Consider the following 10,109-nt stretch of genomic DNA (forward strand, 5'->3'; position numbering starts at 1 on the left):
TGCGCACCGCCATGCTGGCCGAGGCCGCCGATGTCAGCTAGCATCCTGGGTTTTTACCAGGATTGTCGCGCCCATGAAGATCGTCTCGTTCAACATCAACGGCCTGCGCGCCCGGCCCCACCAGTTGGCCGCGTTGATCGAAAAGCACCAGCCGGACGTGATCGGCCTGCAGGAAACCAAGGTCAGCGACGAGCAGTTCCCGTTCGCCGAGGTCGAGGCACTGGGCTACCACGTGCATTTCCATGGGCAGAAAGGTCACTACGGTGTCGCCCTGATGTCGCGCCAGGCGCCACTGAGCCTGCACAAGGGCTTCAGCACTGATGAAGACGACGCCCAGCGCCGCTTTATCTGGGGCACCTTTGCCGACGCACACGGCAACCCGATCACCATCATGAACGGCTACTTCCCGCAGGGTGAAAGCCGCGACCACCCGACCAAGTTCCCCGCCAAGCAGCGGTTCTACAGTGATCTGCAAGCGTTGCTGGAAGCTCAGTTCAAGAATGATGATGCGCTGGTGGTGATGGGCGATGTGAACATCTCGCCGCAAGACTGCGATATCGGCATTGGTGCCGACAACGCCAAGCGCTGGCTGAAGACCGGCAAGTGCAGTTTCCTGCCGGAAGAGCGCGAGTGGATGGCACGCCTGAAGAACTGGGGGCTGACCGACAGCTTCCGGCACCTGTACCCGGACGTGGCGGACCGCTTCAGCTGGTTCGACTACCGCAGCCGCGGGTTTGAAGACGAGCCCAAGCGTGGGCTGCGGATCGACCTGATCATGACCTCGCAGGCGCTGGTGCCGCGGATCAAGGCAGCAGGTGTGGACTATGAGCTGCGGGCGATGGAAAAGCCGTCGGACCATGCGCCGATCTGGCTTGAGTTGAGCTGAGGCGCTCGCCAGCCACCGGTTCAAAAAAGGGCTCGATAGAGCCCTGGATACCTGTGGGAGTAACTGCCCTGCTGCAATCTCTGTGGGAGCTGGCTTTGCCAGCGATTGATTGCGGAGCAATCACAGGTTATTCGCTAGAGCCTTATCGCCGGCAACGCCGGCTCCCACAGGGGCGGTGACACTTAGCGGGTAACCGTACGCATCGTCACAAACTCTTCGGCGGCCGTCGGGTGCACCCCGATGGTCTCGTCGAACACCTGCTTGGTCGCCCCGGCCTTCAGCGCCACCGCCAGGCCCTGGACGATCTCGCCGGCATCCGGCCCGACCATGTGGCAACCCAGCACGCGGTCCGTCTCAGCATCGACCACCAGCTTCATCAGGGTCTTCTCCTGCACATCGGTCAGGGTCAGCTTCATCGGCCGGAAACGGCTCTCGAACACCTGCACCTGATACCCGGCCTCAAGCGCCTGCTCTTCGCTCAAGCCCACCGTGCCAATCGGCGGCTGGCTGAACACTGCCGTGGGAATGTGCTGGTAGTCCACCGGGCGGTACTGCTCCGGCTTGAACAAGCGCCGCGCCACGGCCATGCCTTCGGCCAGGGCCACCGGCGTCAGTTGCACACGGCCGATCACGTCGCCAATGGCCAGGATCGACGGCTCGTCGGTCTGGAACTCATCGTTGACCCGCACGTAGCCGCGCTCGTCCAACTGCACTTCGGTGTTTTCCAGGCCCAGGTTGTCCAGCATCGGCCGGCGCCCGGTGGCGTAGAACACGCAATCGGCAACCAGCTCGCGGCCATCCTTGAGGGTGGCCTTGAGGCTGCCATCTGCCTGCTTGTCGATACGCTGTATGTCGCTGTTGAACTGCAAGTCCAGGCCACGTTTCTCCAGCTCTTCCTTCAGGTGCGTACGCACCGCGCCATCAAAGCCGCGTAGGAACAGGTCACCGCGGTACAGCAACGAGGTCTTCGCGCCCAACCCCTGGAAGATCCCGGCGAACTCGACCGCGATGTAGCCACCGCCGACCACCAGCACGCGCTTGGGCAGGTCTTTGAGGAAGAACGCTTCGTTGGAGCTGATGGCGTGCTCACGCCCGGGAATATTCGGGATCAGCGGCCAGCCACCGGTGGCAATCAGGATGTTCCTGGCCGAATAGCGCGTGCCATCGACTTCCACTTCATGCGGCCCGGTCAGCTTCGCGTGCCCTTCCAGCAGGGTCACGCCGCTGTTGACCAGCAGGTTGCGGTAGATGCCATTGAGCCGCGCAATCTCACGGTTCTTGTTGGCGATCAGTTGCGACCAGTCGAATTGCGCATCTTCCAGCGACCAGCCAAACCCGCTGGCCTGCTCGAACTCATCGGAAAAATGCGCGCCATACACCAGCAACTTTTTCGGCACGCAGCCAACGTTGACGCAGGTGCCCCCCAGGTAGCGGCTTTCGGCAACCGCCACCTTGGCGCCGAACCCGGCAGCAAAACGCGACGCGCGCACACCGCCGGAACCGGCACCAATCACGAACAGATCAAAATCGTAGGCCATACACACTCTCCTCGGCAGGCAGCCAGCATACCGCCAGCGACGCCCAGAAACAAAAAAGCCACCCGAAGGTGGCTTTTCAACAGGGTTCAGCGACTGGATCAGTACGCCTTGCCCGTCTTGTAGAAGTTCTCGAAGCAGAAGTTGGTCGCTTCGATGTAGCCTTCGGCGCCACCGCAGTCGAAACGCTTGCCCTTGAACTTGTAGGCAATCACGCAGCCATCCTGGGCCTGCTTCATCAGCGCGTCGGTGATCTGGATTTCACCGCCCTTGCCTGGCTCGGTCTCTTCGATCAACTTGAAGATGTCCGGAGTCATGATGTAGCGGCCGATGATCGCCAGGTTCGACGGTGCATCTTCCGGCTTTGGCTTCTCGACCATGTTGCGCACACGGTACAGGTCGTCGCCGATCAGGTCGCCAGCGATCACGCCGTACTTGCTGGTTTCCTCTGGGTCGACTTCCATGATTGCAACGATGGTGCAGCGATACTGCTTGTACAGCTTGACCATCTGCTTGAGGACGCCATCACCGTCCAAGTTGACGCACAGGTCGTCAGCCAGCACCACGGCAAACGGCTCGTCGCCGATCAGCGGGCGACCGGTGAGGATCGCGTGGCCCAGGCCTTTCATTTCGGTCTGGCGGGTGTAGGAGAAGGAGCACTCGTCCAACAGGCGACGGATACCGACCAGGTATTTTTCCTTGTCGGTGCCCTTGATCTGGTTTTCCAGCTCGTAGCTGATGTCGAAGTGGTCTTCCAGTGCACGCTTGCCACGACCGGTAACGATGGAGATCTCGTTCAGCCCAGCGTCCAGCGCTTCTTCAACGCCGTACTGGATCAGTGGCTTGTTCACCACCGGCAACATTTCCTTGGGCATGGCTTTTGTTGCAGGCAGGAAGCGTGTGCCGTAACCGGCCGCCGGGAACAAGCATTTCTTGATCATAAAAGTCCTTAACAAGGGCTGTGCATACGTAATTCGGCGCAGTCTAATCAGGCGGCGGTCACCTTACAATGCCCCCCCGCAACTGGCCGATGCCAAAATAGAGAAATTCTAGTGTAGATAGTTCCCGCAGCTTGCAAATAATGCCCGCCGGACGGGGGCAAGGCACGCCATCACGCGCCCGCCCCGCCCAGTGTGTAGGGCTACTTTCCAGTGCCCTGGCCGATCAGCACACCCCCGACCGTCTGCCCGTAGAGATTCACGCCATCATTGGCATGGAACTTCACCCGGGTTTTCTCCACGGAGCCGTCAACCAGGCGCGGATCCTGCGGCCGTTCGTGGCTATTGACGAACGCCGCGACGTCCCAGGCCTGCTGATCGCTCAGGGAGCCAGGCTTGCCCAACGGCATGTTGTACTTGATGAAGGATGCAGCCGTATTGATCCGGTGCATGCCGGCACCCCAATTGTAGGAGTCCTTGCCCCACAACGGCGGCATGACGTAGTCGGCACCGACCTTCTGGCCTTCACCATTGCCGCCATGGCACAGCGCGCACTGCGCCTGGAACACTTCGGCGCCGCGCTTGAGGTCATAGCCGCCGGCGGGCGGGTTCACATCCGGGTAGCCACGCCCCGCCGGCTCGACACCGATGGGCGCCTTGCTCGCCAGCCAGTAGGCGTACACCGACAGCGCGGTGATCTCCGGGCTGTCGGCCGCAGGCGGCGTACCATTCATGCTGAACTGGAAGCAGCCCTGCAGGCGCTCGGCGAAGGTGTTGACCTTGTCGTTTTTCTTGCGATAGGCCGGGTACATCGGGTAGGCGCCCCACAGCGGCGCCGAATGCGCCAGGCGGCCTTGGTCGATGTGGCAATTGCTGCAATTGAGGCCATTGCCGACGTATTTCGGCGCCAGGCGCTTGGTGTCGACAAACAGCGCATAGCCATCACGGATCATCTTGCCGTAGGCGTTGTCGGGCAGCTCCTTCTCGGAAGGCGGAACAAAGAACGGCGTTTTGCTGGCCGGCGGTACTTTCAGTTGCGACTGGTCTTCCATCGCAATTGGTGCAGCGTGAGCCTGGCCGAACGCCAGCGCCAATGAGGCAATCAGTAGCGTCTTCATCATTTGCCCCCCTGGGTCGCGCCATTGGCAAAGTAGGCGGCAACCGCCTTGACTTCATCTTCACTCATGGCCTTGGCGACGCCAGCCATCATCTGGTTGGGATCATTGCTGCGACTGCCATCACGCCAGGCATTGAGCTGGGCGACCAGATAGGCCGCCGGCTGATGGGCCAGTGGCGGGAAGTGCTCGCCGACACCGCTGCCTCCCGGCCCATGGCACTGCACGCAGCCAGGGATCTGCCGACTCCAGTCGCCATACAGTGCCAGTGCCTGGGTAGGGTCGCTGGCCATCTGTTGACGGTGCAGGTCGGGTGCAGCGGGTGCGGGCATGGCGGCCAGCCAGGCGGTCACCGCGCTGACTTCGTCATCGCTCAGGGCCTTGGCCAGCGGCTCCATGATCGGGTTCTTGCGACTACCACTGCGAAAATCCGCCAACTGTTTGCTCAGGTAGCCGGCGGACAGGCCCGCCAACCGGGGAAACCCGGCGGCCGCCATGCCCAGCCCATCCGGGCCGTGGCAACTCATGCAAGCCATCGCCGCAGGGTTTTGCCCACCCTGGCTGAAGACCTTCTGGCCCTCTGCAGCGTGGGCACTTGGCAGGGAAAACAACAACAGGCTACTCATCAGGACGCGATTCAACGGAATCATCAGCCGCTCCATTTTTCTAGTTATATGCTTAGGCCTATACATCATAAGCCTATGGAGTGTAGGGCTTTTCCCACACACAGGACAAACGTCCGCAATGAACTGAAAAATCAGCTACGCAACTGAATCGTTTAAGGCGTCACACTGGCTGGTAGCCTGGTTTTACTTGGAAATACACTCGGTGGCGGCGTTCTTGACGTCACTCAGGCGCAAGGGGAAATTGTTCAATCGTTCGTGCAATTTGATGGCGCTGCCACTGGAGCGCTCACTGACATTCAACACCGCCGCTGGTGATGAGTCAGAGAGTTTCTGCGGCACGATCACGCGGATCTCATTGCCCTGGCGCTCTACCTGCAAAGGCCCGCGGCTATCGGCCAGGCGCGTCTGCACGCACTGCACGTAGTCCTGTGGTGACTTGCCGGAGATCACGCTCAGTGTCTCGGGGGATTGCTCCAGATCCTTGACGCTCGCACATCCGCCCAGCGCAACTGCCAGCGCCGCAACAACCCATTTCATCGAAACCCCTCCATAAAAGAAAAACGTATGACAGCGCCCAGGCGTTTTTGCTCCCTTCGATGGCAGTTTTATCCTTGGCCGGGCACGAAGACCGACAGTGTACCGCGACATCATGCTATCGTTTTGATTTGCCAAAAGATCCCTTGTGGAGAGCGACATGAAATTCGTACACCAGCGCGAGCACCTCAATGAAGACGACATCGTTGTCGTCCACTGCTCCCAGCGCTGCAACATCCGCCTGATGAACGACGCCAACTTCCGCAGCTTCAAGAACGGCGGGCGGCATACCTATCACGGCGGCGCCTTCGTCGACTTCCCAGCCAAGATCACCGTGCCGAGCGATGGCTTCTGGAACATCACTATCGACACCGTGGGCCCGCGTGCCCTGTCGGCCGTGACCAAGCCAACCTTCACCCACACCATCAAGATCATCCGCCGCTCGTCGTCGAAACTGAGATAAGCCCCATGAGCCAGACCACCAAGTACGTCATCAAGTACAAACTCGACGGCGAGCAGCGCTTCGACTTCGCCATCCTGCCGGACAACTCGCCGGAGCAGGTCATGGCAGCACTGAAGAGCCTGCACGGCGACGATGCTGCCAAGATCACCGACATCAAGGTGAGCAAGGCACTGTAATCGCTTGAAGGGCTACACCCCGCGCAACAGCAAGGAGAACTCAGGCAATGAGCCAATGGCCGGACCACCGCATCCTCGATTTGCTGGGTATCGACGTACCGATCATTCAGGCGCCCATGGCCGGTGCCCAAGGCTCATCCATGGCCATCGCCGTCAGCAATGCCGGCGGCCTGGGTTCCCTGCCCTGCGCCATGCTCTCGCACGAGCAATTGCGCCAGGAGCTTGAAGCCTTCGCCCAGGCCTGCAGCGGGCCGCTCAACGTCAACTTCTTCTGCCACCAGCCACCCGAGCCCGACACCGCACAGGCAGCGCGCTGGAAGCAGGCACTCAAGCCCTATTACGACGAAGTGGGCGCCGATTTCCAGGCGCCGACACCGGTGTCCAACCGTGCGCCGTTCGATGAGGCCGCTTGCGCGCTGATCGAAGCGTACAGGCCCGCCGTGGTCAGCTTCCATTTCGGCCTGCCGCGTCCAGACCTGCTCAAGCGCGTCAAGGCGACCGGGGCGATTGTCCTGTCCAGCGCCACCACCGTGGCTGAAGCGGTCTGGCTGCAAGCCAACGGCTGCGACGCGATCATTGCCATGGGCTATGAAGCCGGCGGCCACCGCGGCATGTTCCTGAGCAGCGACATCAACAGCCAGGTCGGCACCCTTGCACTGGCGCCCCAGGTGGTTGATGCAGTCCAGGTACCGGTGATTGCCGCCGGCGGCATCGGCGATGGCCGGGGCATTGCGGCGGCATTCGCCCTGGGCGCATCCGCCGTGCAACTGGGCACCGCCTATCTGTTTTGCCCCGAGGCGAAAGTTTCTGCGGCCCATCGGCACGCCCTGGACACCGCCTGCGAAAGCGACACGGCACTGACCAACCTGTTCACCGGTCGCCCGGCACGCGGCATCTGCAACCGGATCATGCGCGAGTTGGGGCCGATGAGCGACCTGGTACCGGCCTTCCCCCTGGCCGGCGGCGCGCTGATGCCGATTCGCGCGATCACCGACGCACAAGGCAACAGCGACTTCAGCAACCTCTGGTCCGGTCAGGCCTTGCGCCTGGCCCAGGCCCTGCCCGCTGCGCAACTGACCCGAAAACTGGCGGATGATGCACTCGCCGTGCTACGACGCTGAAACAGCACTTCCCGTTTGCCAGGTAATCGCTATATAGTTCGCTATATAACGACAACACCTAAGCCAATGGAGCTGCTTCATGATCATGCGTTCGCCTCGCCTTGCCCTTACCGCCCTGGTCACCGTCCTCGGTTTCAACAGCGCCTGGGCTGATGAAGTCCAGGTTGCCGTTGCAGCCAACTTCACCGCGCCTATCCAGGCCATTGCTGCGGACTTCGAGAAAGACACGGGCCACAAGCTGGTTGCTGCCTACGGCGCCACTGGCCAGTTCTATGCACAGATCAAGAACGGCGCGCCGTTTGAAGTGTTCCTGGCGGCCGACGACACCACCCCGGCCAAGCTCGAAAGCGAAGGCGACACCGTCAAGGGCTCGCGCTTCACCTACGCCATCGGCACCCTGGCGTTGTGGTCGGCCAAGCCTGGCTATGTCGATGCCAAGGGCGAAGTGTTGAAGAAGAACGAGTACAAGCACCTGTCGATCGCCAACCCGAAAGCCGCGCCTTACGGCCTGGCCGCTACCCAGGTACTGGAAAAACTCAAGCTGACCGAGGCCACCAAGGCCAAGATCGTCGAAGGCCAGAACATCACCCAGGCTTACCAGTTCGTTTCCACCGGCAATGCCGAACTCGGCTTCGTCGCCCTGTCGCAAATCTACAAGGACGGCAAGGTCACCGAAGGTTCGGCGTGGATCGTCCCGGCAGACCTGCATGACTCGATTAAGCAGGACGCGGTCATCCTCACCAAAGGCAAGGACAGCGCAGCAGCCAAAGCCCTGGTCGAGTACCTGAAAGGTCCGAAAGCCGCTGCGGTGATCAAGTCGTACGGCTACCAGCTCTGATGCCACTGGACGCCAGCGACTTCGGCGCTATCTGGCTGACGTTCAAACTGGCGTCGCTGACCACCCTCATCCTGCTGATCATCGGCACCCCTATCGCCTGGTGGCTGGCGCGCACGCGCTCCTGGCTTCGCGGGCCGATCGGGGCCGTGGTGGCACTGCCGCTGGTGCTGCCACCGACGGTGATCGGCTTTTACCTGCTGATCACCCTCGGCCCGCACGGCTGGGTCGGCCAGGCCACCCAGGCCCTGGGCCTGGGCACCGTGGTGTTCAGCTTTACCGGGCTGGTGATTGGTTCGGTGGTCTATTCGATGCCCTTTGTCGTGCAACCCCTGCAGAATGCCTTCAGTGCCATTGGCGAGCGCCCGCTTGAGGTCGCAGCGACCCTGCGCGCCAGCCCCTGGGACTGTTTTTTCACTGTGGTGCTGCCCCTGGCCCGGCCAGGCTTCATCACTGCGAGCATCCTCGGTTTCGCCCACACGGTGGGCGAATTCGGCGTGGTGTTGATGATTGGCGGCAATATCCCGGACAAGACCCGCGTGGTCTCGGTACAGATCTACGACCACGTTGAAGCCCTGGAATACGCCCAGGCCCACTGGCTGGCCGGCTCCATGCTGGTGTTCTCGTTCCTCGTGCTGCTGGCGCTGTACACCAGCCGCCGTGGCCGTGAAGGTTGGAGTTGATTGATGAGCACACCGATTCATGCACGCCTGCAGGTCGCCTGGCCGGGGTTCGCGCTGGACGTTGACCTGCACCTGCCTGGGCGCGGGGTCAGCGCCCTGTTCGGCCATTCCGGCTCCGGCAAGACCACCTGCCTGCGCTGCCTGGCCGGCCTTGAACGGGCCGATAACGCCTATATCGAGGTAGGCGGTGAAGTCTGGCAGGACTCCTCGCGTCAGTTGTTCATCCCGCCACACCAGCGCCCGATTGGCTACGTGTTCCAGGAAGCCAGCCTGTTCCCGCACCTGTCGGTGCGCGGCAATCTCGAGTTTGGTTGGCGACGTATCGCGGCCAGCGCGCGCAAGGTCGGCCTTGAGCAGGCTTGTGAGCTGCTGGGCATCGATCATCTGCTTGAGCGCAAGCCTGACACCCTCTCCGGTGGCGAGCGCCAGCGCGTCGGCATCGCCCGGGCGTTGCTGACAAGCCCGCGCCTGTTGTTGCTTGATGAGCCGTTGGCGGCGCTGGATGGCCCACGCAAGCGCGAGATCCTGCCCTACCTGGAGCGTCTGCACGACGAGCTGCAGATCCCGCTGGTGTATGTCAGCCATGCCCAGGACGAAGTTGCCCGGCTGGCCGACCACCTGGTGCTGCTGGAGCAGGGCAAGGTCCAGGCCAGCGGCCCGATTGGCCAGACCCTCGCGCGCCTTGACCTGTCGCTGGCACAGGAAGAAGACGCCGGGGTGATTATCGAGGGCCGGGTGGCTGCCAGTGATGAGAGCTACCAGTTGCTCGACCTGCAGTTGCCGGCCAGTGCGCTGGTGCTGCGCATCAATCACGCGCCGCTGACGTTCGGCGCACGCCTGCGGGTCAAGGTGCAGGCACGTGATGTCAGCCTGAGCCTGGAAGAGGACGCGCGTTCGAGCATCCTCAATCGCCTGCCGGTGCGCGTCTGCGGCCTCAAGACCAGCCATGACAACGCGCAGGTACTGGTCAGCCTGGATGCCGAGGGCAGTCCGCTGCTGGCCAGGGTCACGCGTTTCTCCTGCGACCAGCTGGGCCTGCACGAAGGGCAGCAACTATGGGCGCAAATCAAGTCGGTGGCATTGCTCGGTTGACCTGCCCTGGGCCTCCAATACACCAGGGCTGGGAGGTTTCCTGTGGGAGCGGGCCTTGACCCGCGATCGAGTGCGCAGCGCTCGCCAAGCCTGCGTTCATGGTCA

General features: G+C 62.1%; 12 protein-coding genes. 7 read left to right on the forward strand and 5 right to left on the reverse strand.

Translation table 11 applies throughout. The features are described from left to right. Positions 1–73 precede the first annotated feature (73 nt). Positions 74–886: an exodeoxyribonuclease III gene (xthA, locus tag M5G11_RS03000; RefSeq protein WP_273912250.1), complete on the forward strand. Its 813-nt coding sequence runs from the start codon at positions 74–76 to the stop codon at positions 884–886. Positions 887–1,068: 182 nt separating this feature from the next. On the opposite strand, the gene gorA is transcribed toward xthA, so the two are convergent. The 5 genes from gorA to M5G11_RS03025 all read right to left on the reverse strand — a co-directional run bounded on the left by gorA (position 1,069) and on the right by M5G11_RS03025 (position 5,637). Continuing rightward, the gene (gene gorA / locus M5G11_RS03005) at positions 1,069–2,424 is read right to left on the reverse strand and encodes a glutathione-disulfide reductase (RefSeq protein WP_273912251.1); all 1,356 of its coding nucleotides are present in this window, start codon (positions 2,422–2,424) and stop codon (positions 1,069–1,071) included. Between the two features lie 98 nt (positions 2,425–2,522). Continuing rightward, entirely contained in the window at positions 2,523–3,362 is an 840-nt protein-coding gene (gene galU / locus M5G11_RS03010; protein ID WP_273912252.1) for a UTP--glucose-1-phosphate uridylyltransferase GalU, read from the reverse strand. A 200-nt stretch (positions 3,363–3,562) separates the two neighbouring features. Beyond that, positions 3,563–4,411 carry a c-type cytochrome gene (locus tag M5G11_RS03015; protein WP_273912261.1) on the reverse strand — a complete coding sequence of 283 codons (849 nt, stop codon included), beginning with the start codon at positions 4,409–4,411 and terminating at the stop codon, positions 3,563–3,565. A gap of 65 nt (positions 4,412–4,476) precedes the next feature. Continuing rightward, positions 4,477–5,124 carry a c-type cytochrome gene (locus M5G11_RS03020; RefSeq protein ID WP_273912253.1) on the reverse strand — a complete coding sequence of 216 codons (648 nt, stop codon included), beginning with the start codon at positions 5,122–5,124 and terminating at the stop codon, positions 4,477–4,479. Between the two features lie 159 nt (positions 5,125–5,283). After that, positions 5,284–5,637 (reverse strand): hypothetical protein, encoded by a 354-nt coding sequence (locus tag M5G11_RS03025; RefSeq protein WP_273912254.1) that lies wholly within the window; start codon positions 5,635–5,637, stop codon positions 5,284–5,286. Between the two features lie 157 nt (positions 5,638–5,794). Here M5G11_RS03025 and M5G11_RS03030 point away from each other — a divergent pair, with 157 nt between their 5' ends. The 6 genes from M5G11_RS03030 to modC all read left to right on the forward strand — a co-directional run bounded on the left by M5G11_RS03030 (position 5,795) and on the right by modC (position 10,004). Continuing rightward, positions 5,795–6,097: a DUF1883 domain-containing protein gene (locus M5G11_RS03030; protein ID WP_273912255.1), complete on the forward strand. Its 303-nt coding sequence runs from the start codon at positions 5,795–5,797 to the stop codon at positions 6,095–6,097. A gap of 5 nt (positions 6,098–6,102) precedes the next feature. Beyond that, positions 6,103–6,273: a hypothetical protein gene (locus M5G11_RS03035; protein ID WP_273912256.1), complete on the forward strand. Its 171-nt coding sequence runs from the start codon at positions 6,103–6,105 to the stop codon at positions 6,271–6,273. A gap of 47 nt (positions 6,274–6,320) precedes the next feature. Then, complete coding sequence (locus M5G11_RS03040) at positions 6,321–7,394, forward strand: NAD(P)H-dependent flavin oxidoreductase (protein ID WP_273912257.1); 1,074 nt, start codon at positions 6,321–6,323, stop codon at positions 7,392–7,394. 79 nt (positions 7,395–7,473) lie between these two features. Continuing rightward, complete coding sequence (gene modA / locus M5G11_RS03045; protein ID WP_273912258.1) at positions 7,474–8,232, forward strand: molybdate ABC transporter substrate-binding protein; 759 nt, start codon at positions 7,474–7,476, stop codon at positions 8,230–8,232. Continuing rightward, a complete protein-coding gene (gene modB, locus M5G11_RS03050; protein ID WP_273912259.1) occupies positions 8,232–8,912 on the forward strand; it encodes a molybdate ABC transporter permease subunit in 681 nt (226 codons plus the stop codon). The genes modA and modB overlap by 1 nt, the downstream gene beginning before the upstream one ends. A 3-nt stretch (positions 8,913–8,915) precedes the next feature. Further along, entirely contained in the window at positions 8,916–10,004 is a 1,089-nt protein-coding gene (gene modC / locus M5G11_RS03055; RefSeq protein WP_273912260.1) for a molybdenum ABC transporter ATP-binding protein, read from the forward strand. Positions 10,005–10,109: the final 105 nt, after the last annotated feature.

This window comes from Pseudomonas fontis, from assembly GCF_028656955.1.
Taxonomy (GTDB): Bacteria; Pseudomonadota; Gammaproteobacteria; order Pseudomonadales; family Pseudomonadaceae; genus Aquipseudomonas; species Aquipseudomonas fontis.